The organism is Flindersiella endophytica (assembly GCF_054779015.1).
The window spans coordinates 62,186-86,244 of record NZ_BAAGYY010000043.1; the positions used below are offsets into that span (position 1 = coordinate 62,186).

Sequence of the window (24,059 nt, forward strand, 5' to 3'; positions counted from 1 at the left end):
TTCCGATGCGCTCGTCGCTGTCGAAGCTCGACTCGGCGCTCCTCACGTTCCTGTATCAGTGCAGGCTGGCCACCACTAGCCAGCTGGCACGGCTATATGTCCCCGACGCCAAGACCTCGCGCTACATCCGCAGCCGCCTTGGCGGCCTGGCCGATGCGGGATTCATCGAGACCGTAGGCGTGCGCCACCGACGGACCCGACCAGAGCTCGCCTGGTACGCCACCGGCGCAGGTGCCGAGCTCGTCGAGGCCGCCGGCGAGGTGCCCTGCAGGCCGTACCGCATGACCGCGCACAAGGCCGCCGGACCGGCACAAACCCATCTCCTCGCCGTCAACGAGGTCGGCGTGCTCTTCGTCGAAACCGCCCGAGCCAGAGGCGACGAGTGCGAGCCGTTGGACTGGACCCTCGAGGTCGCCCATCGCATCCGCGACGGCGCGAACCGCAGGTTCACTGATGACCATCTGATCGCAGACGCACTCCTGCACTACGTCGTCAACGACCCGGACGGGCACCGCACCCACCTGCGTTACTTCATCGAGCTCGACCGCGCCACCATGACCGTCGCCAGACTCGCCGCCAAGATCGACCAGTACGCGCGGTACTACACCTACACACCAGCGACCCGCAACGCCGGTGCGGCTAGCTGCCCAGCCTGGCAGGAGATCTATCCCCGCTTCCCCAAGCTTCTGATCGTCCTCTCCGGCAAGTCACAAGAACAGCTCGAAACCCGGATCAACGACCTGTGCGCATACTGCCATGCCAACCATCGCTTGACTGCGCTGTGCGGCGTCTTCACCGTGGGCGCGGTTACGTTGGAGCGCCTACACCGCGGCGGCGCTTTCTCCGTGACCGTGACCCCGCTGCTGGATGACTCCGCAGGTACCGACATGGGCACGAGCCTTGCGCGAGCATGACGTAGATCATTGATACCGCCCGTCCATGGGGGTATTTCAGAAAGGGCGAGGCGACTGAGGTCAGGCTCCCGCCCCCGGAGCCGAGCCGTCCGGCCTCTTCTCAGGCGGTGCGACCTTCACCCTCCCCACTCAGGTCGCACCGTCCCGACTGCAGGCATTTGGGTCAGCTCGTCGTCGCGTAGCTCCAGATCGGGCTACTAACGCGGATTCGGTCAGAATGCGCTGTGGACAAGCCAGTGCTCGAACAGTGCACGGTCTCCCGCAACCTCCGGCGCTGAAGACGCCAGCGGCAGTCGACGGTTCAGGAGCAGGTCCACGGTATGGCCTGCCGCCTGCGCGCCAGCCAGGTGCGCTCGTCGGCCTGTTCCAAAGGGCGAGCTGGTGGACGGGTTCGAGCTAGCCGGCTGGCTGAACCGGCTCCGCAGCCGCCGAACCCAGGGCAAACTCACCGCCGACCAGATCGCCACGCTCGACGAAGCCGGAATGGACTGGGACCCACGCGAGACCCAATGGCGGCGACGCTACGGCGCACTCGTCGCCTACCTCGTCGAGTGGGACAACGTGCTCGTCCCACAAGACCACGTGACCGCTGGCGGAATCAGGCTCGGCGAATGGGTAAGGCGACTTCGCCACCTAAGAAGCCAAGGCAACCTCACCAAAGAACGAGGCGCCGCCCTCGACGCGCTCGGCTTCGAGTGGAAACCTCCGAAAGGTGGGGCAGCCCGCCGACCAAACAGTCATACGACCGAACTAACCTCGACAACACCCGACCAGCGAGGGGAACTGAACCATGCGGTTGAGGCGACGCCTACCTGAGCTGCACGACATCGTGAAGGTCCCGTGCGTCGCGACATCAGGTGTGCGCTACGGAAGGACTTGGAACGGTCCCAGCGTTGGCGACTCGGCGCCCTGCCACCGACGCGGATTCGGCATTGAGGTCACCGAGATCATCCTCGACCTAACTGCCGACCAGGCGCGGTGGCGATTGCCTGCGAGCCGATACCTTGGTGACTAGACTCCGACAATCCACGGACCTGACGCTCCACCATAGGGAAAGTGATGACTGAGATACCGGATCCGCACGACGTCATACAGTTGGTCTTCGGCGCCCACATCGAGTATGGCCACAGCTACCCTGGCAAGCTGCCAGCCGACCTTGCACCGTGGTACGCCTACTTCAAGGACGCCGGCCACAGCATTATCGTCGCGTTGGCTTCAACATATGAGTCCGTCAATGACCCGCGCGCCGTGCTCGCCTCAGCCCCGGTGAAGGCGGTCCTGAGGAGCGGGTGGGAGATACGTGCCGGGTTTGTTGTCTGCGACATTCCCTATGCGTGCCTCAGATTGCTTACCGAGGCAAGCGACCTTGAGATTGATCCGGTGGGGCAGCCCATCGAGTAGGAGCGACATCAACCGCCGTCGGGCTCCGGCGGAGGCTGCTGGTCGTGCTGCGGGTTCCAGCCCATATCGGTGAACGCCAGCATCTCCGGAGTATCGCAAACGATCGCTTGGAGTCGGCGCCCGATTTGAATCAACTCGATGTGCTGTCCTTCCGACAGGCTGGGGTGTCGCGATGCCAACTGCAGAAAGGTGACGATCGCGTGCAGGTCGGCCCGCTCGTTCTCGAGCTTGACCGGCGGCATGTCGGCCCATCGCGCATGTGCGTTGAACAGCAGTTGGAAGTCCGGATCCGGCGGGTTGGCTGGCTGCATCCCACCAGTATCCAGCAGTGTGGCCTGGCTGCTCGGCTACGACCGAGTCAACACGCGCCCGGCTTCGGCAAACATCGCCGACCCCTTGGCGCTCGGCCACGACGGCCCGGACATTAGCTCCATTCCGGCGGGCGGGTCGAGCAACACCGTCTCCATCTGTGACCGCCTTCTGCTCCTGGCAGCGCGACGGCAGCCAAGGCGTGGACGCTAGAGACGACCCGGTACACCGGGCGCGACGTTCGGGTCGATGCTGTACTGCAGGCACCATCCGTAGTACAGCCGCTTGGTGCCGCTTCGCCGCCAGCGAGCATGCGCACCGCGGTATAGAGCAGGATTCCGCGCTGGGTCGTCGTCACGGCAGCTGACGCCGACTGGTAGAGGCGTGTGAGGTCCAGCCGACCGAACGATCCGCGCCGGGAATTCTGACGTCCGCCGGTGGCGGAGCTTTCTTGTCCGCCAACGCGGAGAACGACTGACTACTCCGTGAGAAGCCGATGTCTGTTGACGCCACGTGTCGCCCGCTCATCTCGCTTGAAGGCCCGATCAGTGGGCACGTCCTGAGCAGCTGTCGCGCCGGCCTGTGCCAGCGCCTCCAATGCGGACGGAAGCCCATCGTCGGCCGTCACCCCTTCCTCGGGGTATCGCAGCGGTGGAGGCGGCGGTATCGCGTCGTTGAGCACGCTCAGCGCCTCGCCCGCGACCAGCACCGTGTCCAGGTTGTCCTCGAGACTCCATCGGCGGCCAGATCCGCGGCGACCAAATGGTCTCGGCCAACGGTCAGTTCCGCGTCCAGTCGGTGGATCAGCGTGTCGTGGGTGAGCTTTCGCAACCAGAACCCCGTGGTCTGCTCCTGCGGCGACCAGGTCCACACCCCGCGCGGTCCGGTCCTGCCGCAGGTACGGCATCGGCCAACCGCCGTGCGCCGGCCTGCAGCCAGTCCGACAGTTCGCCCGGGTTGGAAGGCGCCTGCGTCTCGACCTCCATCTCATCCATCGGCACCAGCCGCTCGGCCCGCCGCTACACGATCAGCGCCGCCCAGCGCTGACCCCGACCGACATGCTGGATCAGATCGAACAGACTCCACGCTGGACACATCGGCACCGGCACAGCCAGATCGGCACCCTCGACAGCAGCCGCCAGCGCCGCCGTCTCGGCTTCCAGCTCGCCGAAGTACCGCTCGTGACCCAGAAACCCCGATACCACAGAGCAGGCTCCATTCAGATCGGCAGACGCCCAACCGGACCAGGGTCCCACGCTTCCCGTGGTGCAGGGGCACCGCCGTTGCGCATCCACAACGTCTTGCCGTCACACAGAAGAGACGACCTGCGCTTACTTGGAGGTGAAGTTGCCGCCAGGGTGCTGGGACGGTAGCAGGGTAGGCAGCGCCCCGGCTTCACAAGGTCCGATGCGTGCGAATGCGTTCAGTCACCGAGAGGTGAGGTATCTGGGGATGAACGAGGTATCAGCTGGCGACAGCGCCCGATCGACTACGACCAGGATGTACGCTCGGTTGGCGGCGTCGGAGAACCTGCGACGCCGGCGGCTGGAGATGCTTCCGTTGCGCGGACCGGGTGCGGTGTTCACCGAGCCGCAGGGCCGGACGCCGGGCCAGTCGAGCGCGCCGGAGGACTTGGCGGATCTGATCTCGTCGATCGGAACGGTGGGACTGCTTCAACCGGTGCTGGTCGAGGAGTTCGTCGACGGCGGTGGTGACGAACGGCGGCGCCTGCGGCTGGTCTCTGGAGACAGACGGTTGCGCGCGATGCGCTGGGGTGCCATCCACGATGCCGACAATCCCCAGTTCGCCGCATTGCCTGCCGTGGTGTGTCCTGGCCCGTTGACAGATGCGGACCGGCGGTGCTGGCAACTGGTCGAGAACGTCGCTCGCGAAGACCTGCGGCCCGGTGAGCTTGCCGCAGCGCTGTTGCTCGAGCGGTGCGCGATCGCGACAGCGCGGTTGCTCGCCGCAGGGAGGACTCCTCTTGACGAAGTGATGACGTTGGAGGATCCGGTCGAGCAGTGGCGTGCGATTGAGCGGTTCCGCGGCCACGACGCCGAATGCGCCGCTCCGTGGAGCGAGGTCCTACGCAGGCTCGGCTTGCAGCTGTCGCCTCGGAAGGCGCGCCAACTTGCCCAGGCGTTTGCTGCTCTGCCACGTGAGATCTCGGAGGAGATGGATGAGGCGAAGGTCAGCCTGCACACCAGGATCACCTTCGCCGGGCTGCTTCAGGGCCGTCGGGCGGCCGCCGAGGAGATCTGGACGGCGGTGAAGCAGCGCCAACGGACGGACCTTCTGTCGGCGGCCGTCAAGGCCGGTGCGGAGAATTCGAGCCTGGGGGCCGAACAGGCTGTGCAGATGGCAGAGAAGATCCATGCCGGAGCAAACGAAGCCCGTGCCGAGAAGCTCCGCAGATCTGACCAGATTGAGAACGACTCCAGGGTCGTCTCCGTCGACGTCGTGACGGCTGTCCTGGACTCCTGCCGCTGCTTGGCCGCGGGCTTGCGCGACGGTGGAACGATGCCGCGCTACGCGGCCGGGTCGTTGCGGCTGCTCATCGATGAGCTCTCCGAACTTCTCGCAGGCGACCAGCGTCCGGGGATGTCGTGATGCGTACGGACCTCCCGAAACCGACGCTACGCTCAAGCGGAGAAGGCGGATGGCCGCCGATGCCGGGCCGCGGTTGCGACTGCCGAAGCTGTGCGTTCTGGTCCGGTCCGGACGGCTCTGGTGGACCGGCCACGGTGGAACCGCTATGTTCGGGCACGAATGCGTCGTGCTCGTATTGCGCTTGCGCTCGAGCGGAGGTGGGTTCCCCGCAGGGTGCGTGTGGGCAGTGTCCGATTCGGTGCGGCTCCCGTACCGACATCGCGGCGTGGATGGCCGAGGTTGGCGGGACGCTCAGCTTTGACGACATCGCCCTCGACACTGTCTTGCCAGCTGGGCTGCCGGTCTTCGTCCCGCAGGTGGACGGATCGAACATCAGGCGGCTGGACGCCGATCTGGGCTGGCCGGCGTACGGAGTCGGGCTGCGCCGTGTGTTCTCACCGGCGACCTACGAGATCTATCCCAGGCTGCGCGGCCGCGCCGCGCACGCGGCGCTCGGCCTGCCCCCAGGGCAGCTGGCGCTCCTGGTCGGATACGGCGAGGACCCGCTGGTAGAGGCGTTCTGGTCACGTCGCCACACGGGACGGTTGATCGAGCAGATCGCGTCGCAGGGCTGGGATCTGGTGCTCGCGCCCAACTATTCGATCTACGGCAACTGGCCACGCACCGAGCACCTGCTGAACATGCGCCGCTCCCTCCTGATCGCCAAGGAACTCTGCGACGCGGGCGCATGCGCCGTTCCGAATGTGTACTGGTATCGGCTGGAAGATCTGCGCCGGTGGGCGACCTGGATCAGCGACACCGCGCCGTCGGCGATCGCGATCAACCTGCAAACCGTCCGCCAGGGCGGCGACTGGGAGTCATGGACTGAGCCGGGGTTGTACTGGCTGGCTGAGCATCTTCCACCAAACGTCCGTGTCATCCTGACCGGGCTCTCGCGGGCGGACAGGATCGCGCTCGCCGTCCGGCTGTTCGGGCGGCGGTTGATCGTAGTGTCGCAGAACCCGTATCAGTACGCCCTGCATGGCGCCGTGATGACCAAGCAAGGACGCATTGACAAATATGCCCAGTCATCGGATGCCTTCGCGGCCACCGTCAGGTACATGGCCGGACTGCTACCCGAGCTGGGATGAGGCGAGGTAATGGGATGACTGTCGATCTCAAGAACTCCACCGGATCACGGGAGCCGCCCGCCGCTCCGGTGAAACCGGACGGGACGCCGTACAGGTTCGAGATGATCCATGCAGGCGGCCGACGGCGGTGCTACGCCGATACGCACCTCGAGCTGGTTGCCGTACTGATCCCGGGCTACGACGAGCTCGATGGACATGGGCGCTCGCGGGCGCGACTTCGTTACTGCGTTGACGTCCAGGTCCGGTTGCAGGCAGCGCTTGCCACACCAGAGCTCCTCGACGCCTGCACGGCGGAGCAGCGGGCTGTCGTGCTGGGTGGCAGGGACGCTCCTCCCTCCCCTGCCGTGTGGTCGGCGCCAGTGCCCCTGGCGTTGGTGACCGCGTTCTACGTACCGATCGGGCCGCGCCCACGGCCCGAAGCCGACGGCGCCGGCGAGCTGGTGTGGTTGGACCCGACCAGCGACTTGGCACTGCTCACATCACTGCACGTGGCGGGCGTAATGGATCTGGCCGTGCGGGAGTCAGAGGTACAGCAGGTTGAGGGGGCCTGATGGGCACAGGATCCCGCAGCCGGCATCAGCCGTCCGTCGTGAGGCCCGGCGCCTGGCACTACCAACCCGTTCCGGAGCCCGCTGACGAGGCTCGGCCCGCAGTCGTCGTACCCATCGATGGCGACTACGGCGAACTGCGTATGCCACCGCCGGGAGAAGTCCTGAACGTCCTGGGACAGCATGGTCAGGACACATTCACCGTAAGCGGGGTGCTTCCACCGATCGGCGAGGGTCGCTCCTACGCATTCCACGGCACAGTGTCGGTGATCGATCGTGGTTCGGGCACTCCCGACTCCAGCCGCTGGGACGTCAATGCCGACCGAGTGCAATGCGCCTGCGGTCACGAAGAGAACGTCTGCTTGGACTCAGAACGGGTCGCCGACGCGGTCCTCGAGCAGCTGCGGGCCCACCACGCCGATACCGCGAACCTGCGTCGGACAACCCGAGGCGTAGACGCCGACCTTGCCGACGAACACCAGGCTTCTCAACGCGCTCAAAACCAGGCGGAAGCCACTTGGCCCCAGCCGCCAGAAGTGTCGTACACCGAGGATTTCGACGCCTTCCGAGCCGACTATCACGAGGCCATGGCCCGGCAGGCCCGAGGCGACGACCCGGTCCCGTACATGACCGATGACGCCACTGGCCGACTCGGCGCACGCGACGGCGGCCGGGGCTTCGGCGTCGAGCTGGAGTTCGATTTCGAACCCACCGTTGCCAACCGCGCAGCAGCGATGGCGGCGATCACCCGCGACCTGCGCGCTGCAGGCCTAACCAGACAACGCTCGCAGGGCCGCTACCACGCCGCCGCTGGCCGTGGCTACAGCGACGACCCCACCGCTTGGTCCCTGGAGTCCGACGCGACGGTCGCCGGGGAGCTCGTCTCTCCGATCCTGTACGACGAACCTCAGACCTGGCGCAACCTCGCCGCTGCATGCGAGATCATCCGCCGCCACGGCGGCCGCGCCAGCACCCACACCGGCGGTCACGTCCATGTGTCCCTGCATGACTACGACCACACCGTCGACAACCACAACCGGCTGCTCGGCCTGGTCTCCGGCTACCAGGACACCATCTACCGGCTCGCGGCCAACCCGCAGCGGCGCAGCCACCGCGGCCTGGCCTGGTGCGTCCCCAACCGCAACTCAGGCAACGGATACCGCACCATCGAACACGCCCGCGGCGACAACGGCGGCCACGCAATCGGCGTCAACCTGCAAGCGGTCTGGGGACGCCTCAGCGACCACGTCGAGTTCCGCATGTGGGACGGCTCCATCGACCCCGGCACCATCCAGGCACAGATCAAACTCAGCCTCGGCCTCGCCCACGCAGCCTTCCGCACCGCCGGCTCCGGCGCATCCCTGCCGCCGCCTGAGCCAGTCGGCACCCACCATCGCACCAACCCCGGAAGGCAACGCCTCACAGGCGACGCTTGGCGCGAAGCCACCGGGAGCTTCCGCAACCTCGTCGACACACTGTTCACCCGCGCGGCCGACAAGGCCCAGGCAACAGCGCTGTTCGCCTCCACACGCTGGCCCACGGGTAGCGGCAGGCTGGCCGCGTGATCAGCGCACACCCACAGCTGCGAACATCGACTGACGTCGGCTGTGGCTGGATTCGCCGCTAGGTCTCCCGGCGGATGTGGTCGGCGGGGATCCAGCGGCCATTCTTCAACCGCAGGTTGGGCTGCACGAACCCCCACAGGCTGTCGTCGCTGCGCTCCATGCGCGTCAGATACCCGCGCTACCATCTGCGGTGAACCCACGCGGTGACGCGTTCTGGTGGGTGGATATCGACGCAGGTCGGTGGCATCGGGTCGGTCGAAGCTGCGGCGTTGTGTTCAGCGGCGAGTCGGGAGGCATGCTCCTGCGTGAGGTCGAGGGCGACCCAGCACCCTTGCTGGTTGTCCTTGACTCCGTGGCCGTGTCGTGTGGGTTGTGCCTCATATCTGGTCTGGTGCTTGGTCATCCCTGCCGTCTCTCGTTGATCAGGCGGGCTGGGAACTGTACAGGTGTTCGACCATATTACGACGGCTCGTCTCGTGCATATCGGCTGGGCCCAGATTGGGGGACTTGTGCCCGGTCTGGCCGGGCGGGAGTGGGAGCGCCGACGTCGAGTTCTGCCGGATCCTGGCGGCGTCTCCGCCGGTCTAGGCAGAGCGCGCCGACAGACCGCGTTGATGAATCCAATCGAACAAGGTATTTGCAGGATCCCATCGCCGCTAGGGTCTGCTCATCCGTCTATCCATTCAGCAGCCAGCAGGAGCCCCACCGTGCCCGCTACCGAACCCGGCCTTGGTGCCTTCCTCACCGTCGAAGGGCCGCAGATGATCTTCAGTGCCGTCAGGAGCCCGCTGGCGAGTGCAGGTGAGGGGCACTTCACCACGCTGTCGGCGGAGGCCGTAGAGGCGCTTGTAGCCCAGATGCAAGCCTGGGCGCTCTCGCGAGTGCTTCGCATGACAAGCCAGATCGACGAACTTCCGGCGGCCATGCGAGTGAGGGTGCGGCTCTCCGGCGCCGAGGACAACACTCTTGAGCCTGAGCTCGACATCCTGTGGCACCGGACAGGTCCGGGGCAGCCGGAAGCGCACGGCGTTGAGCCGTACGGTGGCGAAGCGCTGCACGTCTTGCGGAATCGGATGCACAGGTGGGTGCTAATGCAGCTGGTGGATCCGGCGCGGGCTCGGATGCCACAGGAGCTGAAGGTGTCCGTCGACGTGCAGCCGGCCTAGTGCCGACGTCGTGGATCTGCGGACGTCACGTTGTGGCCACTTTCCTGACCATGCGGGCGGCCTTTGCTTTGACGGGTTCGGGGTTGAGCAGGGAGCGGTTGAGGCGTGTTTCCCAGGAGCGGGCGCGGCGTACGTGGTCGGCGTACTCGCCGGCTGCCTGGACGAGCCCGAACGCGGTGTGCGCGACGGGCGCGGTGGTGTCGGACCGCAGGATCTTGCGTAGTGCGGATCTGGCGTGTTCGATGTTCTCCCGGACGCGCTTGGAGGTCAGTCCTTCGGGTGGGGCGGGGATGAACTCGCTGATGAACAACTCGGTCTGCTGGGGTGTGACGGTGATGCCGAGCAGCTCGGTGGCGGCCTGGCAGTAGGCGTGGAAGTCGCGGCGGACACCGGTGATGACTTGGCGGGCTTCGTCGACCTTGTGGCGCCAGTGCTTGGTGTGGCGGAAGGAGAACACGGTGCCGGTCTGATCACCTTCCAGTTCGGAGGCGCGCCAGGTGTTGGCGCACACGATCCGCACCGTGGTGGACTGGACCCGCAGTGCGGATCCGCCGTCGTGCCGGTTCATGATGCTCAGGTACGGCAGGGTCAGGGAGTGATCCTGCCCAGCGGTGCCTTTGAGTTGGACGGGCTCGTCGAGCAGGGCGAGCGCCCAGACTGCGCGGCCTTCCTCGAGGGAGCCGGCGGTCTCGTACTTGACGCCTGGTTGGTCCAGGATCGCTTCGACCACTTCGCCCATCTCGGCGTGGGTGATCAGCTGGTAGCTGTCGTTGGCCACGGCGAGCGTGGCGCCGGTGTCGGAACGGACGATCCGGACTCGGTCGGGGTCCTCGAAATAGTCGCCGGTCACGCCGTCCCCAGGCTCGCAGACGGGTATGCCACCAGTGTTGACGCCACGGAACTCGTAGCTGGGGACTCGGATCGGTTCCCAGTCGAGCCCGGCCAGGCGGCGGGCCTCCTCCCAGCTGCCGGGGTAGTCGTCCAGGACGGTAGCCAGGCGATGCCAGGCCGGTCGGCGGACCACGAAGCCGGTGTCGAAGTAGTGCGGCATGAGCTTCTCCCTTAATTTGTTGCCGGTTGGCTGACGTGGGGTTGGCGGAGCTTGTGGAGCTCCTGGAGGTGGAGCTTCCAGGTATTCGCCTGGGCGAGGCTCTGGCAGTCGGCACAGTCACCGCTTCCGCAGTCGCCGCTGTGCGGTTGCGGGAGGTCGCTGTACCAGTCGATGGCGGCGTTGAGCGCGTACTCCACCTCCTCCCAGTGCTGGTTGACGTAGCCGCCAAGATCCGACAGCCGGTCATTGGCCGTACGGGCGATGCCGAGGAGGACGGACTGTGCCAGCCGTGCACCGGCCGGTGTGTACCGCTGTTGGGCGAAGTCGAGCCTCCACCGGGCATGTGCTTCTCGTAGGAGGCTGGTTCCGATGCCCTGGCGCCGGTGGTCGGGGCGGACCCAGATGTTGTAGTTGCCTGCCTGCTCCCAGGGCGGGAAGTCCTTGGCGTAGTAGTTCAGGATCCCGATCAGGCTGCCGTCGTTGTCGCGATAGAGCAGGCAGTCGACCCACTCGGCCTCTGAGATCTCGCCCTTGTAGTAGGACAAGCCGGGAGGGCCGGAGGCAGGGTACTGAACAGCCTGGGATTCGAACGACAGGATCTGCCACTCGGGAACACTCACGACCAGCACAGTCATTAGCAGATCTCCAATACATGCACGGAGACTGGGAGGAATGCTCGCCGGAGACGTCGGCACGGCGAGTCGGCTGGCGACCCGGGCAGCGGGAGAGCTTCCGTCGCGCTCACCCCGGACTGGTCAGCGCATTCGACTCAGTTCACGAAACGTTGTTCATATCTCATGAACCAACTTAGCTCGGCCAACGAAAAGAGTCAACACTGATGAACAAAGTTTGTGGTTGACAGCGAGTGCGACACGCCGACCAGCAACTCGCGGCGAGGGGAGCCGGCGTGGCAAGGTGATCTAGCTGGATCCACCCATGAGGAGCGCGATGGTCGAGGGCAGTGACCACCCGCCGGAGGCTGACGTACTCGACCGCTCAGCCGTCGCGGAGCTGCTGAACGTCAAACCCATCACGATCAGCCGTTACCTCACGGAGTCGCGGTCGGTCGTAGCGGGCAGACCTGGCCGCTACGCCAACCACCCGTTCCCCAATCCGGACGGCCACATCGCCCGCTCGCCGTACTGGAACCGCGACCGCACTCAAGAACTCCTCGACTGGGCCAAGAACCGGGCGGGCCGCGGCGCCGGCGGCGGCCGCCCCCGCAGGCGCCCATCTCCGCCCACTGCCCAGAGGTGACAGCGAGTGTGCGGCGTTGATTGCTGCGCAAACTCGCACCGGTCCAATCTCCGAAGTCCAGCGGATCCCCTCGGTAGCAGCTCCCCTTTGCCTGTTCGTAGAACGGGTCTGAGTGAACCTGCTGACTCAGTGCGGGGCTATCTTGGTGAATTCGGCAGGAACGGTGCTTGCTTGTACCGGGTGGTCCGTTTGGCCAGGCCAACGAAGCAGGGGAAGCGGCGGCGGCCCGATGATGGATTGGTCAGCGGCCCGCAATTGTTGTCTGAGGCGTCTCTCAAGAGGTCGGGAACCAGAGGGCCAGTTCACGGACGGCTTCGGCGGAGTCGCCGGACGCGTGGACGAGGTTGTGGACGGGGCGGTGCTCGGCGTTGGCTTGTTCGGGGGCGTCGTTGCTGTAGTCGCCGCGGATGGTGCCTGGGGCGGCGTTGAGGGGGATGGTGTGGCCGATGAGTTTGCGTACGGTTTCGATGGCGCGGTGGCCGCGGACGGCGACGGCGACCATGGGGCCGGACAGCAGGTAGTCGACAAGCCGGCCACGGACGATGCGGCCGATCTCTTCGGGATCGTCTGTGCGAAGGTCTTCGATGGTTGAGCGATCGCGGCTGGCGTAGTCGGCGATGGTGGTGTATCCGATGCCCTGCAGCCACGCTGGATCGTTTGGGTAGTGCGATTCCGCTGCTGTCTTCTCGTCCCGCGTGATGCGGATGTGCTGGATCGTGAGGTTGCGTTGTTCGAGTCGGGCGAGGATGAGTCCGGTGAGACCGCGTCGGCACGCGTCGGGTTTGATGAGGACGAGGGTGTCTTCCATGGTTGAGATCTCTCCCGCTTCGCTTCGATGACTGCTATTCTGAGCTTGGCTGTTGAGGTGTCATTGGCGCCGATGAGGTCAAGCCGGGTAGGGATGAGACGACGCAGCCTCGATATCGACTTACCTGGACCCAAGACTGTGGGTTTGCCGGTTGCGCAGTAGCCCGACGCATCCGGCGCGGCGGCATCCCGTCGCTTGTCCGAGTTCCGCGGTGGTGAGATCGCTGATGATGACTTGGATGTGCTGCTGGGCTTCGGCGATCACCTTCTCGATCGATGTCGTATATGCGGGATCGAGGTCCGCGGCGAGGACGAGGATGTCGAGCCGGCGTCGCTGGATGGCGCGTTCTGTCGCGGCGCGGCCGATCGCCACGCCGCTGGCGTCGACTGTGGCGATGAGGTGAGCCAAGCCGTGCAGGTCGGCGTGCTCGACCTGAACGTGTTTTCGGAGCTCGGTAATCGATACAGGCATGCCGATCATGTCGTGGAGCTCGTGGGCGTCGACGTCTGCGGTCTGTACCAAGATCCAAGGTGATAGTCCTGGTGTCGGGACGATGGTGACGCGGTGATCGCCGTTCGCCACCAGCATGTCTTGGAGGGCGTTGGTTCCTGGATCGGCGCTGATGAGCGTAATCTCGAAGAGCCGGATCACTCGTGCAGTGGTCGCCTGTATGGTCATCGGCGGAAGGTTCCGATCCACGCCGCGAGGTTGGCGGATGCCCGCTGCTCATCGTCGTTGTCGATGGTGATCGCCGGGATTCCAAGCACTGCGGCGATTTCGCAGGCCCCTTCTTCATTGACGGCTTGCTGTTCAGCAATGCGATCGTCGCTGTCCTGAGTACGCCGACGTGACCGGTCGTCGAGACGGCGACGTCGGATCGTCTCTGGGGATGCTTCGATGACTGCAATGCCGATTGGGTTGTAGAGACGCCAGCTGCGAGCCGGGAAGGTCGTAATGTTTCCGTCCTGGACGATGCTGAGGTGGTTTTCCATCAGTAGGCAGGTGGGATCTGTGTTCCCTGCGCCGAACCAGTTGTCGAGGACCGCGTCGATCTGCCGGTAGATGGTTTGACGTCGTATCCAGTCGATCGCCTCGATGCTGTCCTTGTCCGTCAGGTCAGGGTCAGCTTTCAGCATGAGGTCGGCGTAGTCGTAGCTGCGCATACCGAGCTGCTCGGCGACCCGGGTGGTAATCGTGGTCTTGCCGACTCCTCGGACGCCGGTGATGAGGATGCTGCGCACGTTGTCCCTCCCTGGAAGCGGTGCGCGACTAACGCAGGAACATGGCGTCGCCGTAGGTGAGGAAGAGGTAGCGGCCGTCATCGACGGCTTTCTGATAGGCGGTCGTCAGCAGGTCGAATGACCCGGTGAAGGCTGCGGTCATGGCCATGATCGGTGTCTGCGGGTACGCGAAGTTAGTAAGCATGTGATCGACCACGCGGAATGTGTATCCGGGTGCGATGTACAGGTCGGTCTCGCGATGCAGTGGTCCGGACGACTCGCGTCCGATCGGGTCGCGGATCTGGTCAGCGAAGGTCTCCAGGGTGCGGACCGTGGAGGTGCCGATGGCGACGACTGGGCGTCCGTTGCGTCTGGCCGTGCGGAGAGTCTCCAGCGCGGCGGCGTTGATCTCGCAGACCTCTGTGTCCATGACGTGCTCGTCGACGTACTCGCTGGCGAGGCTGCGCCAGGTGCCGTAGCCGATGTGCAGGGTGACCTCGGCCACCTCATGCCCGGCTGCCCGGAGAGCCTTGATACGGCCCTCGGTCAGGTGCAGGCCGGCCGTCGGGCATGCCACGGAGCCAGGTGTAGAGGCGTAGACGTTCTGGTAGTCGATGGCATCCGAGGCGTCGGGATCGCGTTGCGCGTTCACGTAGATCGGGATGGGCATGTCGCCGTACCGAGCCATGAACTCGCTTAGCGTGGTGACGGTGGGATCGTCAGGGACGATTGTCCCGGTACGCAGGTCGCGGCCTGGTTCGGTGACGGTCTCGACGTCGAACCGGCCACCGCGGATCGGGACGCTCGTGCCGGTGCGTGGCTTCCAGGGGCACAGGCACGTCACCCGGGACAGCGCGGTGTGGAACGGGTTGACAACGTGCAGGTAGGTGCCGTCGTCCGGGATGCGGCGCAGCGCCGCTTTCACCACGGCGGAGTTGTTGACCACGACCAGGCTGTGCTCCGGTAGCAATTCGGGAAGCTCGTCGGCCATCCGGTGCGAGATCTGCTTCGTGGCTCGATCGACGAGCAGTAGCCGGTCTTCGCCCGCGGGCCGTGGGCGGCTGGCGATCCGGTCGGCCGGGAAGTCGAACGTCAGGTCGGCGCTGCGAATCCGCCCTTCGTCAGATGGGACGGCTGGTTCGGGGCGGGTGCGGCGCACCAGCCATTGCCCGAATCTGGCGAAGACGGAGTTGTCCTTCCACCGTTCGAATAGCTCGGTGCGTTCGGCACCGGCGAGCGCCGCCAATGGTGCGGTTGTGCCGGGTGCGACGAAGACTTCCCACAGGGGCGACCAAGAGCCCGGTTCACCTTTCCGCGCAGGCGCCTCGGCGATGATGCCGGGTTCGCCTTCGTCGGTGAACGCGCGCGGGACGCCGTGAGCGTCGATGTAGACCAGGACGGAGGTGAACCGGCACGCCCGCGATCTGGTCAGGTCGGCCAGGTGGGCGATGCCGGCTGCCCCAACCGCTGTGACGAGATGTTTGACCATCGGGCCGGGCCAGCCGCCCATCTCGTCGATCCCGAACCCTGAGTCCTCGACCATCAACGGAACTTTGAGCACGCGGAATGCCTGCTGGGCCTTGTGCATCGCGACATCATGGACCGACGTCGACTGAATCTCATCCAAGTCAAGTCGGGCCTGTGCGACCTCGATCCCCAATGGAGAAAGGTGTTCGCGGGCCGTAGTCAGCTTCCCGGCGTTCCCAGTGACGAAGACAACCAATGGAACGGATTTGGTCATGACTTCTCCTCGAGCCGAGTCGTGCATTGTGCGGTGATGGTGTTGGCGATCGCGCCCGTATGCGTCCTGGTCGTGTAGAAGCGGTCTTCGCCGACCAAGATGGGCGTATCTGGATATCGAGCGCCCGCCAGGCGGCGGGCGACGACGAGGGAGGAGATCACATTGGAGCTGGTGTAGGTGAACGCTCCGGGCAGCAGGCGCTCGATCAGGAAGCCGCAGGCCGTCAGGTCGGCCTGGACGGCCAGGAGCAGCTCGTCGGACCACGCCTCGGCCAGCACGGCTGGTACGGCGACGTGCACCTCGCCGGTGTGGGTAAGCAGCCGGCACGCCAGCCCCACGAACGTACGCATGCCACCCTCGGCGTACGGCGGATCGGTGACCGCGACGTCGAACGTTTCGCCGTACTCGCCGATGATCTCCTCGACGGCGCCGGGCACCGTGAGATCCACGTGATGGGTCACCAGGCGATCGGCCAGGTCGAGCCGGTGCGCCTCGGCCCGGACGACCGCCAACACGCGTTCGTCGACGTCGAGCAGCAACAGACGTTCGGGTGGGTCGTGCCGCAGCAGCGCGACGCTGGCCAGGTCGTCGTCGCCTACGAACACCACGGAGGTGTTGGACATGGGGCGGCTGGCACACAGGATGGTCAGACGGCGCAACAGGGACGGTTCGTCGAGGTGGCATTGATCGATGGTGGTCAGTTCAGAAGCGCGTAGCGCCGTGGTCTCGCGAGCCCACTCCTCCGATTGGCAGGTCAGGAAGCCAAGGCCTGAACAGGCGGGGCAGGGATGGACGGGTGGCGGCCCGGCGCTGTCCCGGGTCTGCCCCGGCAAGTCCTGAGTGACCGCACCGCGAAGTTGGGCGAGCCGGAACACTTCTGCGGCACCGAGCCCGCCCTTCTGCCAGGAGCGGCGGTGGGCAACGACGGGCGAGGACGGGGTGATCAGCATGCGATCACCTGATCCAGGTCTTCCTGCCAGCCGGATACAAGGGAGGTCACTGGACGTGTCGTCCCAGCGTGTAGTGACCCGGGAAGTGCGATGGTCGCCTTTACGGAGGCTGTGACGGGCTCGTCCAGACGTACGCCTGAGGACTTCGCGATGCGCAGCAGCCGGCTCCGTAGGCCCGGCTCGTCGCGAAGGTAGGCGTGGACTCCCCGGCCTCCGCTGGAGACGAGGTCCACCCAGGGTGCTTCTGGCAGGGCACGCCTGAGCCTGCTGAGCTCGCGTTGTGCGTGCTGTCCACAATGCCGGCAGGTCCGTTGAACGGGTGAGAGCTGACAGGCGTACATGGCACGGTGGATCCGGTCACCGTCGATGTCGACAGGAACGTATCCGCCCAGTGCGGTCAGCTTGCTGCGTCGAGCGATAACGTCGCGCGGGATGGTGAATCTCTGCGGTGTCCACAGCACGCGTGCCGGTGGGCTCGGCAACGTATGGATGATCCGCGTCATCGTGTCGGCGTGATAGATGCGGGTTCGAGGCTGCCCGACCACGATCCTGCCGCTAGCAGTGGGACGGGTGAGCATGAACCGGATGTGATGCTGGCCGGTGGCCAAGGTGGCGTGTACCCAGGCCGGAACGTGTGTGGTCCAGTCGGTCGAGTAGTACGCGGCGATCGGCTCCAGATCCGGCATGAAGACAACTGCTCGAACTCGTAGCCTCGCTGAGGCGAGCAACCTCAGAGCGGGCCGGGTGAACTCGGGTGCGACCAGAATGAGCTGGGAGAACCCGAGCGCGCCATACTTGGCGACGACGTCCTCGGCCGTATCGGTGTGGATCGTGTGCGCCTTGATCTCGGCAGGCAGCAGCCTGCGCCCGTTCCCGGCGAGTATCGCGTCGATCTCCGGGCGGCAGTGCGGCGGTCCGGAGAGTCCCCACGGCACGTTGATGAAGGCCTCCTGGTCGAACAACGCGGCGATGTGTCTCTGTGCTGCACGCTCGTAGAAGCGAGGTTCGAACACCGTCCTCATGTGACCTGCCCAGGGATGACTTCGAAGCTGATCCATGCGACCGGATAGTCCTTGTCCAGCTCCTTCCGGTACCAGTCGGTGTATTCGCGGATGAAGAAGGCCGGGTCCTTGCCCTTCCAGGTCGACCCGATCCGGTCGACATCTTCCTGCGTGGCTGTCTCGAATCCGCGTACGGTAACGTCGAGGACGGCGGCGACCGCGAAGGTGACGGGCACACCCATCCGCGGGCCGTACGTCAGGCGGACGTGACTGGCCGCTGAGATCTTCCGGACCCAGCCTTCGCTGCGCGGCCGCGGCTCGAGCGTCTTGGCCCCGCTCAGAATGTCGTCTACCGCGTCCTTGAAGAACTTGATCGCCGGAAGCAGCTGAGTGTCGAGTTCTTCAGTCATTCGCGCTCACTTCGTCGGCGCCGAGCTGGATGACGCATTCTTCGACGTGCCGGCTGGCAGGCTTGAGGAACGTCGTGAGCATCCGCCACGCGCGCAAAGCTGTGGCTCTGGGTCCGCAGATCGCGATGTCGGCAACCGCGAGCCGGTGTTCCGGCCAAGTCGACACGACCAGGTGTGATTGGGCCAGGATGAGTGCGACCGTCGCTCCATGGGGTGTGAACGAGTACTGGGCTTCGGCGACGATCCGCAGGCCGGCCGAGTCCGCCGCTTCGGTGCAGGTGCGGGCGAGGGCACGTGGGTCGTTCAGCTCTCCGGCGCACCCCCGGCCGGTCACGATGAGGTGGGTCAGTTGTCCGCCCTGGTACTCGCGGGCCGGTACGGCGTCGGGCGGCGGGGCCGGTTCAGCGTTCGTTGTCGATCGAGTCATCGGCGGATCCGCGACCAGGTCGCGGTTCTCCTTCCTCGGGGGTCACGGGTGGGCGAGCAGGAACCGTCCGGGCTTGGCGCCGGTGAGTTTGCCTTGGTCGTGGACGATCTGACCGGCTACGAGTGTGTACCGATATCCACCCGGTGGGCGGCGAAGACGCAGTGCGCGGCGTGGCAGGTCGTCGACCATGGAGTCGGGCAGCCACTGCAGCTCGTTCAGGTCGAAGACCAACAGGTCGGCCGCGGCGCCGGTGGTGATCACGCCACGGCGACGTAGCCCGAGCAGGTCGGCCTGGCGGCCGGTGAGCTCCCAGACGGCGCGTTCGAGGCTCAGGTCGCCGCGCTCGCGGACGTGCTCGGTGAGCAGCAGGGTGCTGTCACCTGCCGCGCACATCATCTGGACGTGGGCGCCGGCGTCGCTGTTGGAGACGACGGTTCCGCTGTGGTCGAGGAGGGCGGCGACGCCGTCGGGGTCGGCGTTCATCACGCCGATGCCCACGACGCCGGGGTTGAGGTTGTTTGCCAGTACCCAGTCGGCGAGCACGTCGGACGGGTGTCCGCCAACGTCGAGGGCCAGGTCAGCCAGCGTCGCCCCGACCCACTTCTGATGCTCGGGCCTGGCCGCCGAGATGAGCAGGATCCGGTCCAGCTCGCGGTGGCGGATCAGGGTGAGGGGTTTTGCATCCCATGCCGTGCGCGCCGCAGAGCGCCACTCGGAGTTGGCCAGCAGGCGGCGCTTCTCGTGATCGGGCGCCAGTACCAGCTGGTGCCAGGGCGGCAGCGAGTAGAACGCCATCCCACCCGACCAGTTCACCTGGACGTCCATCCGCCGCGGTGAGACCTGCGGGAAGACCATCGCGCCGCCGGCCTGCAGTCGTTCGGCCTGGTCGAGGATCTCCTTGCTACGGAAGGGCTTGCGCTCGTCGTGGAACAGCCCATTCCACGACGCGACCACGTCGTGCTGGCGGCACAGCTGCGCCATCCGCTCGACGTCGCTCAGGATGCCGTCGTGGGTAGCGACACCGGGGATGAACTGCAGCCGGCGGCCGCGGCTGTTCAGCACGGCGAGCAGGTCGGCGAGCTCGGCGTCGTCGGCCAGCCGGCTCGGCACCGGGTGTCCAGCGGCATCGGAGTCGAACAGGGACGTGGAAAGCCCGAACGCACCAGCGTCAAGGCAGTCGTCCAGCATTCCGGCCATTAGGCCTCGTTCAGCGGCGGTGGCAGGGCGCAGCCACGCCTGGTCGCCCATCGCGAACTGGCGCAGCGCGGTGTGCCCGACCATGGCCGCCACGTTCACGCCGTAGCCTCCGCCAAGCAGCTCGGTGGCGTACTCCCGCCAGGTCGACCACGACCAGGCCACCGAATCGGTCAGCACGTGCGGCGGCATGTCCTCGATGTAGGCGAACACCTCGCCCAGCCGTCGCCGATCGGCCGGTTTCACCGGCGCCAGCGACAGCGAGCAGTTCCCCGTGACCACGGTTGTCACGCCGTGCTGCGGCATCGGGTCGCACAGCGGATCCCAGAACAGCACCGGATCGAAGTGCGTGTGGGAGTCGATGAATCCTGGCGTCACGTAGGCGCCATCCGCGTCCAGGACCGGCTCGCCATCAGGGGCGAGGTTCTCGCCGATCTCGGCGATCACTCCCGCCCGTACCCGGACATCTGCCCGCAGCGCCGCCCGGTTGGTGCCGTCCACGACGATGCCGCCGCGCACTAGAACATCTCCCGTCATTCGCGCGCCCGATCGCACTGGCATCGTGACGTCCTCCCTGCTCCAGGCGGGTATCGAACGGTGGAGGACGCGGCAGCCGGGGGGTCATGGAGCAGCTGGAGGGAGCGGCTTCGTCTCCGGCTGCCGCGCCACTGGTACTGGCAACCATCATGGAGCCGATGGTCACGGTCTGTAGATGTCCGGGTGCTGATCGGGTGCTGAACTACTGCTGCACTTACGCTGGCCATGTCGCTGGAAGGCGGTGAGAATCGCGGTGACGATGATTCGGCGATGGTCTGGCAGCGAGGCGCGGGCGTTGCGCAAAGCCCTGCGGATGAGTCTGCGCGTGTTCGCCGGCAAGCTGGGAGTTTCCGCGCGCACCGTGTCGAAGTGGGATGCCGGCGGGAGCAGCTATTTTCCGAGCGAAATCTCGCAAGCCTTGCTGGACACCATGCTCGAGCAGGCGGATCCGGAAGCCAAGGAGCTGTTCGCTCTCGAGCTGCGTATGGCGGGCAATAGTAGCGGGACCGCGCTCGAGTCGGGTGATCCTGGCGTTGTTCTCGTACCACGTTTGGAGACCGGTGTGGTCCACCGACCGGACGACTTTGAAGTCCTGCTTTCCCTGCTCGAGGACGCGGAGGCTAGCACCGCGCCGAACGTCGTCGCGCTCTGCGGACCTGGTGGTTTCGGCAAGACCACGTTGGCGACTGAAGCGAGCCATGATCCTCGCGTGCGCGAGCGCTTTCGGGACATCTTGTGGGTCGAGACGGGCGAACAGTGCACACCGGCGCGGGTCGTCCAGCTGGTCTCCGACCTATGCGTCCACATGGACGGGATGCCGCCGGCGCTTTCTGATCCCGAGCAGGCCGGACACTGGCTGGCTCGCGTGCTCGGCGAACGCCGCGCACTGCTCGTGATCGACAACGTGTGGTCGGCGGCCGATCTTGCCCCGTTCCTGCTCGGCGGCCCGAACTGCGTGCGGCTGGTCACTACCCGAAACCTGCGAGTCTGCCCGTCCCGTACGAGCGTGCTGCGACTCGGGCCGATGTCCCCGGTCGAGATCTGCGAGCTGCTCACCCGCGCGGTGTCCACGCTGGAGCAGACCGAGGCCGCGCGTCTGGCCCAGCTATGCGGCGGGTGGCCCTTGCTGGCGAGCGTGGTTGGCTCCAGCATCGAGCAGGATCTCGTTGCCGGTGCATCTCCAGGGCTGGCGGTGTCGACGGCTTGGCAGGCTCTGCGTGCAGGCCCTCAGGCCTTCGACGTCTGGGACGCCGACCAGCGCGCGAACGCGATCGGTCACGCGATCACCGCGAGCTTGCGCAGCCTCGAAGAGCACGTCACCTTGGGCGGTCGGAGCGACCTGCACGACCGTTACCTGTCCCTGGCGGTCTTCCCCGCAGCGACCCCGATCCCGCTGTCGGTGCTGTCGCGGTGGTGGCAGCATACCCACGGGTGGTCGCCTGGCGCGGTGCGTCAGCTCTGCCGCGTGCTGGCCGACCGCTGCCTCGTGGACGCCTACCTCGCCGATCACGACGCGATTGTTCTGCACGATGTGTTCCGCTCCTACCTTCGCCATCTGGCTGCCGATGGCTGGGCCGGTATGCATGCGTCGCTGCTGGACGCCTACCGGCCTCTCGCGGCTGGCGGGTGGTCCAGCCTGCCTCCGGAGCACGAGTACCTGTGGCGGAACCTGCCGTACCACCTTGGTCATGCCGAGCTGGAGAACGAGCTGATCGAGCTCGCGGCTGATCCGCGTTACCTCATCACTAAGGCCGCCAGGTTCGGGTACCGGGCCCTCGCACATGACAAGGCAGCGATTGACGCCGTTGGCCAACCCGATCCTGACGGGCCTGGACTCGAGACCTGGATCGCGGCCCGTGCACTCACGGGCTCGGCGTACCTGCTGCACGGCCTTACCTTGCCCAGCGACATCGCGGGCACGCTGCTCGCCACGACACTCCGCTCGGAGGCGGCACCGGGTGCGGTGGACGAGCTGCGCCGCGCGATGTCCGAGGTGGGCGACGGCATAGACGTTGAGTGGGCGACCACACCACTGCTTCCGGCCGTCGAAGCCAGCGCGACGGGCCACGTAGGCGCGGTCACTGCCGTCGCCGTCGCCGGCGATCTCGCCGTATCAGGAGGAGAGGACGGCATCGTCCGCGTCTGGGATCTGCCAGCCCGGCGTCAGCTGCGTACCTGCCGCGGCCACACAGGATGGATCTACGCGGTCGCGGTCCCGACCGATCGTCGAACCATCGCGTCGGCCGGCGACGACGGGCTGATCCGGCTCTGGCGCGCTGACTCCGCCGAGCTTGCCGGAGTCCTCTTTGCGCATACCCGGCGCGTGCGCAGCGTCGCGTTCGGACAGGGCGATCTTCTGGTGTCCGGTGCCGAGGATGGGCGGGTGTGTGTCTGGGATACCAGCCAACTTCGCCTTGCCAGGGCGCTCAATACGCCGGGTGTTCCCGTGTGGTCGGTCGCCGTCGGCGGCCCGCCGGACGCACCCGACTCCTTGGTCGCGGTGGGAGGCGAGGACGAGTTCTTGCGCCTGTACGACGCCTGCTCCGGAGAGTTGCTCGACGAGCAGGCCGCCCATCGTGACTGGATCAAGTCCGTCACGTTCGACAGTGCGATCCTGGTCTCCGGATCGGGAGACCATACGGTTCGAGTGTGGGACACGAGCCAACGCCGGCTGGCTCCGATCCGAGGCAGTGCGGCGCAGCCGGCACGGATTCGTTGCGTGGCGAGTACCAACCAGGGCGAGCTCGTCGTGGCCGGCGACGAAAGCGCCACGCTGCGGGCCTTTACCGCGAACGGGCCGGCCGGCCAGGTCTCGATGCCAGCGGGCGTCGACTGGGTGCGGGCAATCGCGCTGTCGGAGAACGGAACCGTCGTCGCCGGATGCGAGGACGGCGCCCTGCGCACCTGGCTGCAACCGCCGTCCGGCTCCATCGCGGTTGTGGCCAAGGGTGCCAACACGATCTGGTCGCTCGCCTTCGCGGATGGTGCCCGCGCAGGCATCGTCGGCCGCGCGGACGGGCTCATCGACGTCCGCGACACCAGCTCGGGCGAGACTCTCCGCACGCTGAGCGCGCCACCCGGCAGGGTTTGGTCTCTGGCCGCCGCAGGCGACGTGATCGCGGCGGCTTGCGGCGACGGCAGCGTGGGTGTCTGGTCGGTTCGCAGCGGCGATCAGGTCCACCAGTTCACGCCGGCCGAGCGAACCTGGGCCGTGGCGCTCGACCCAGCAGGCAACCGGTTGGCGGCCAGCGCGGCGGACGGGATCGTGCGCGTCTGGGACCTGCCGTCGGGGAACCTGGTGTGGGAACGCGTCGCGCACGCCGGCCGGGTCCGCTCCATGGCGTTCCAAGCTGACGGCGCGGCCCTGGCGACGGGGGGCGGCGACGGAACCTTGAGGCTGTGGGATCTTCGCGGCGGCCTGCTTCATGAACTGGATGATCTCGGTGGCTGGGCACGAACCGTCAGCCTGGAGCCAGCCGGGAAGCTGGTCGCCGCCGGGCTGGGTAGCGGCGATATCAGCGTGTACGGCACGACAAGCCACGAATCTGTTGCGCGCCTGGCTGGACACACCGGCCGCATCCTCATGCTCGGGTTCACTCCCGATCTGGAGCACCTGGTCACCGCGGCGGCCGACGGCACCGTACGGCTCTGGTCACTGCCCGACCAACGCCAGCTCGCCCAGGTCCGCGTCGACGCCTCGCTCCACTGCGCGGCCTTCGACAGCGCCACGGGTGGCGTCATGACCGGCAGCGCAGCCGGTGCCACCATGCTCCGGATCAACCTCAACCAGATCATAGAGCCAGCACGCTAGGAGTCCCGT

Annotated in this window: 23 protein-coding genes; 10 read left to right on the top strand and 13 right to left on the bottom strand. The window is 66.4% G+C overall.

Annotation, left to right across the window (positions count from 1 at the left end; all coding sequences use genetic code 11):
- The first annotated feature begins 5 nt into the window (after positions 1–5).
- The 3 genes from ACYVF6_RS43510 (at position 6) to ACYVF6_RS43520 (ending at position 2,315) form a co-directional block, all read left to right on the top strand.
- Positions 6–914 (top strand): replication-relaxation family protein, encoded by a 909-nt coding sequence (locus ACYVF6_RS43510; RefSeq protein ID WP_460532078.1) that lies wholly within the window; start codon positions 6–8, stop codon positions 912–914.
- A 222-nt stretch (positions 915–1,136) separates the two neighbouring features.
- Positions 1,137–1,730 carry a helicase associated domain-containing protein gene (locus tag ACYVF6_RS43515; RefSeq protein WP_460532866.1) on the top strand — a complete coding sequence of 198 codons (594 nt, stop codon included), beginning with the start codon at positions 1,137–1,139 and terminating at the stop codon, positions 1,728–1,730.
- 243 nt (positions 1,731–1,973) lie between these two features.
- Positions 1,974–2,315 carry a hypothetical protein gene (locus ACYVF6_RS43520; protein ID WP_460532081.1) on the top strand — a complete coding sequence of 114 codons (342 nt, stop codon included), beginning with the start codon at positions 1,974–1,976 and terminating at the stop codon, positions 2,313–2,315.
- Positions 2,316–2,323: 8 nt separating this feature from the next.
- Here the strand turns inward: ACYVF6_RS43520 and ACYVF6_RS43525 are convergent, their stop codons facing one another.
- Together ACYVF6_RS43525 and ACYVF6_RS43530 are read right to left on the bottom strand one after the other, a co-directional pair.
- Positions 2,324–2,626, bottom strand: a complete 303-nt coding sequence (locus ACYVF6_RS43525) for a hypothetical protein (RefSeq protein ID WP_460532084.1) — start codon at positions 2,624–2,626, stop codon at positions 2,324–2,326.
- 1,017 nt (positions 2,627–3,643) lie between these two features.
- Positions 3,644–3,919, bottom strand: a complete 276-nt coding sequence (locus tag ACYVF6_RS43530; protein WP_460532087.1) for a maleylpyruvate isomerase N-terminal domain-containing protein — start codon at positions 3,917–3,919, stop codon at positions 3,644–3,646.
- Between the two features lie 205 nt (positions 3,920–4,124).
- Here ACYVF6_RS43530 and ACYVF6_RS43535 point away from each other — a divergent pair, with 205 nt between their 5' ends.
- The 5 genes from ACYVF6_RS43535 to ACYVF6_RS43555 all read left to right on the top strand — a co-directional run bounded on the left by ACYVF6_RS43535 (position 4,125) and on the right by ACYVF6_RS43555 (position 9,643).
- On the top strand, positions 4,125–5,234 hold the full coding sequence (locus ACYVF6_RS43535; protein WP_460532090.1) for a ParB/RepB/Spo0J family partition protein: 1,110 nt from the start codon (positions 4,125–4,127) through the stop codon (positions 5,232–5,234).
- A gap of 269 nt (positions 5,235–5,503) precedes the next feature.
- Positions 5,504–6,364, top strand: a complete 861-nt coding sequence (locus tag ACYVF6_RS43540) for a hypothetical protein (protein ID WP_460532092.1) — start codon at positions 5,504–5,506, stop codon at positions 6,362–6,364.
- Between the two features lie 14 nt (positions 6,365–6,378).
- Positions 6,379–6,915, top strand: a complete 537-nt coding sequence (locus tag ACYVF6_RS43545) for a hypothetical protein (protein ID WP_460532095.1) — start codon at positions 6,379–6,381, stop codon at positions 6,913–6,915.
- A 209-nt stretch (positions 6,916–7,124) separates the two neighbouring features.
- A complete protein-coding gene (locus tag ACYVF6_RS43550) occupies positions 7,125–8,477 on the top strand; it encodes an amidoligase family protein (protein WP_460532098.1) in 1,353 nt (450 codons plus the stop codon).
- Positions 8,478–9,184: 707 nt separating this feature from the next.
- Positions 9,185–9,643, top strand: coding sequence for a hypothetical protein (locus ACYVF6_RS43555; protein ID WP_460532101.1), 459 nt, complete (start codon positions 9,185–9,187; stop codon positions 9,641–9,643).
- Between the two features lie 25 nt (positions 9,644–9,668).
- On the opposite strand, the gene ACYVF6_RS43560 is transcribed toward ACYVF6_RS43555, so the two are convergent.
- Both ACYVF6_RS43560 and ACYVF6_RS43565 read right to left on the bottom strand, forming a co-directional pair.
- Positions 9,669–10,694 carry a DUF932 domain-containing protein gene (locus ACYVF6_RS43560; RefSeq protein WP_460532104.1) on the bottom strand — a complete coding sequence of 342 codons (1,026 nt, stop codon included), beginning with the start codon at positions 10,692–10,694 and terminating at the stop codon, positions 9,669–9,671.
- 11 nt (positions 10,695–10,705) lie between these two features.
- Positions 10,706–11,314 (bottom strand): GNAT family N-acetyltransferase, encoded by a 609-nt coding sequence (locus ACYVF6_RS43565; RefSeq protein ID WP_460532107.1) that lies wholly within the window; start codon positions 11,312–11,314, stop codon positions 10,706–10,708.
- 316 nt (positions 11,315–11,630) lie between these two features.
- Between ACYVF6_RS43565 and ACYVF6_RS43570 the strand changes: the two genes are divergently transcribed.
- Complete coding sequence (locus ACYVF6_RS43570; RefSeq protein WP_460532110.1) at positions 11,631–11,951, top strand: hypothetical protein; 321 nt, start codon at positions 11,631–11,633, stop codon at positions 11,949–11,951.
- A gap of 274 nt (positions 11,952–12,225) precedes the next feature.
- Here the strand turns inward: ACYVF6_RS43570 and ACYVF6_RS43575 are convergent, their stop codons facing one another.
- The 9 genes from ACYVF6_RS43575 to ACYVF6_RS43615 all read right to left on the bottom strand — a co-directional run bounded on the left by ACYVF6_RS43575 (position 12,226) and on the right by ACYVF6_RS43615 (position 20,263).
- Positions 12,226–12,759: a nucleoside-diphosphate kinase gene (locus tag ACYVF6_RS43575; protein ID WP_460532113.1), complete on the bottom strand. Its 534-nt coding sequence runs from the start codon at positions 12,757–12,759 to the stop codon at positions 12,226–12,228.
- Positions 12,760–12,879: 120 nt separating this feature from the next.
- Positions 12,880–13,437: a hypothetical protein gene (locus ACYVF6_RS43580; protein WP_460532116.1), complete on the bottom strand. Its 558-nt coding sequence runs from the start codon at positions 13,435–13,437 to the stop codon at positions 12,880–12,882.
- Positions 13,434–14,000 carry a nucleoside/nucleotide kinase family protein gene (locus ACYVF6_RS43585; protein WP_460532119.1) on the bottom strand — a complete coding sequence of 189 codons (567 nt, stop codon included), beginning with the start codon at positions 13,998–14,000 and terminating at the stop codon, positions 13,434–13,436. Before ACYVF6_RS43585 ends, ACYVF6_RS43580 begins: the two co-directional genes overlap by 4 nt.
- Before the next feature lie 28 nt (positions 14,001–14,028).
- Positions 14,029–15,747 (bottom strand): non-canonical purine NTP pyrophosphatase, encoded by a 1,719-nt coding sequence (locus ACYVF6_RS43590; protein WP_460532122.1) that lies wholly within the window; start codon positions 15,745–15,747, stop codon positions 14,029–14,031.
- Positions 15,717–16,670 (bottom strand): bis-aminopropyl spermidine synthase family protein, encoded by a 954-nt coding sequence (locus ACYVF6_RS43595; RefSeq protein WP_460532125.1) that lies wholly within the window; start codon positions 16,668–16,670, stop codon positions 15,717–15,719. Before ACYVF6_RS43595 ends, ACYVF6_RS43590 begins: the two co-directional genes overlap by 31 nt.
- Positions 16,664–17,683, bottom strand: a complete 1,020-nt coding sequence (locus ACYVF6_RS43600) for a hypothetical protein (RefSeq protein ID WP_460532128.1) — start codon at positions 17,681–17,683, stop codon at positions 16,664–16,666. Before ACYVF6_RS43600 ends, ACYVF6_RS43595 begins: the two co-directional genes overlap by 7 nt.
- 5 nt (positions 17,684–17,688) lie before the next feature.
- On the bottom strand, positions 17,689–18,081 hold the full coding sequence (locus tag ACYVF6_RS43605; protein ID WP_460532131.1) for an ASCH domain-containing protein: 393 nt from the start codon (positions 18,079–18,081) through the stop codon (positions 17,689–17,691).
- Positions 18,074–18,508, bottom strand: a complete 435-nt coding sequence (locus ACYVF6_RS43610) for an S-adenosylmethionine decarboxylase family protein (RefSeq protein WP_460532134.1) — start codon at positions 18,506–18,508, stop codon at positions 18,074–18,076. The genes ACYVF6_RS43605 and ACYVF6_RS43610 overlap by 8 nt, the downstream gene beginning before the upstream one ends.
- Positions 18,509–18,550: 42 nt before the next feature.
- Positions 18,551–20,263, bottom strand: coding sequence for an N-acyl-D-amino-acid deacylase family protein (locus ACYVF6_RS43615; protein ID WP_460532138.1), 1,713 nt, complete (start codon positions 20,261–20,263; stop codon positions 18,551–18,553).
- Between the two features lie 235 nt (positions 20,264–20,498).
- On the opposite strand from ACYVF6_RS43615, the gene ACYVF6_RS43620 reads away from it, so the two are divergent.
- On the top strand, positions 20,499–24,050 hold the full coding sequence (locus tag ACYVF6_RS43620) for an NB-ARC domain-containing protein (RefSeq protein ID WP_460532869.1): 3,552 nt from the start codon (positions 20,499–20,501) through the stop codon (positions 24,048–24,050).
- Positions 24,051–24,059 lie beyond the last annotated feature (9 nt).

Excerpts from the sequence above, each read along its gene's own strand:
- ACYVF6_RS43540 (WP_460532092.1), top strand. The coding sequence starts at position 5,504 with ATGGCCGAGGTTGGCGGGACGCTCAGCTTTGACGACATCGCCCTCGAC.
- ACYVF6_RS43590 (WP_460532122.1), bottom strand. The coding sequence starts at position 15,747 with ATGCACGACTCGGCTCGAGGAGAAGTCATGACCAAATCCGTTCCATTG.
- ACYVF6_RS43595 (WP_460532125.1), bottom strand. The coding sequence starts at position 16,670 with ATGCTGATCACCCCGTCCTCGCCCGTCGTTGCCCACCGCCGCTCCTGG.
- ACYVF6_RS43575 (WP_460532113.1), bottom strand. The coding sequence starts at position 12,759 with ATGGAAGACACCCTCGTCCTCATCAAACCCGACGCGTGCCGACGCGGT.
- ACYVF6_RS43525 (WP_460532084.1), bottom strand. The coding sequence starts at position 2,626 with ATGCAGCCAGCCAACCCGCCGGATCCGGACTTCCAACTGCTGTTCAAC.
- ACYVF6_RS43580 (WP_460532116.1), bottom strand. The coding sequence starts at position 13,437 with ATGACCATACAGGCGACCACTGCACGAGTGATCCGGCTCTTCGAGATT.
- ACYVF6_RS43510 (WP_460532078.1), top strand. The coding sequence starts at position 6 with ATGCGCTCGTCGCTGTCGAAGCTCGACTCGGCGCTCCTCACGTTCCTG.
- ACYVF6_RS43560 (WP_460532104.1), bottom strand. The coding sequence starts at position 10,694 with ATGCCGCACTACTTCGACACCGGCTTCGTGGTCCGCCGACCGGCCTGG.
- ACYVF6_RS43620 (WP_460532869.1), top strand. The coding sequence starts at position 20,499 with ATGATTCGGCGATGGTCTGGCAGCGAGGCGCGGGCGTTGCGCAAAGCC.
- ACYVF6_RS43570 (WP_460532110.1), top strand. The coding sequence starts at position 11,631 with ATGAGGAGCGCGATGGTCGAGGGCAGTGACCACCCGCCGGAGGCTGAC.
- ACYVF6_RS43535 (WP_460532090.1), top strand. The coding sequence starts at position 4,125 with ATGTACGCTCGGTTGGCGGCGTCGGAGAACCTGCGACGCCGGCGGCTG.
- ACYVF6_RS43520 (WP_460532081.1), top strand. The coding sequence starts at position 1,974 with ATGACTGAGATACCGGATCCGCACGACGTCATACAGTTGGTCTTCGGC.
- ACYVF6_RS43605 (WP_460532131.1), bottom strand. The coding sequence starts at position 18,081 with ATGACTGAAGAACTCGACACTCAGCTGCTTCCGGCGATCAAGTTCTTC.
- ACYVF6_RS43545 (WP_460532095.1), top strand. The coding sequence starts at position 6,379 with ATGACTGTCGATCTCAAGAACTCCACCGGATCACGGGAGCCGCCCGCC.
- ACYVF6_RS43610 (WP_460532134.1), bottom strand. The coding sequence starts at position 18,508 with ATGACTCGATCGACAACGAACGCTGAACCGGCCCCGCCGCCCGACGCC.
- ACYVF6_RS43615 (WP_460532138.1), bottom strand. The coding sequence starts at position 20,263 with ATGCCAGTGCGATCGGGCGCGCGAATGACGGGAGATGTTCTAGTGCGC.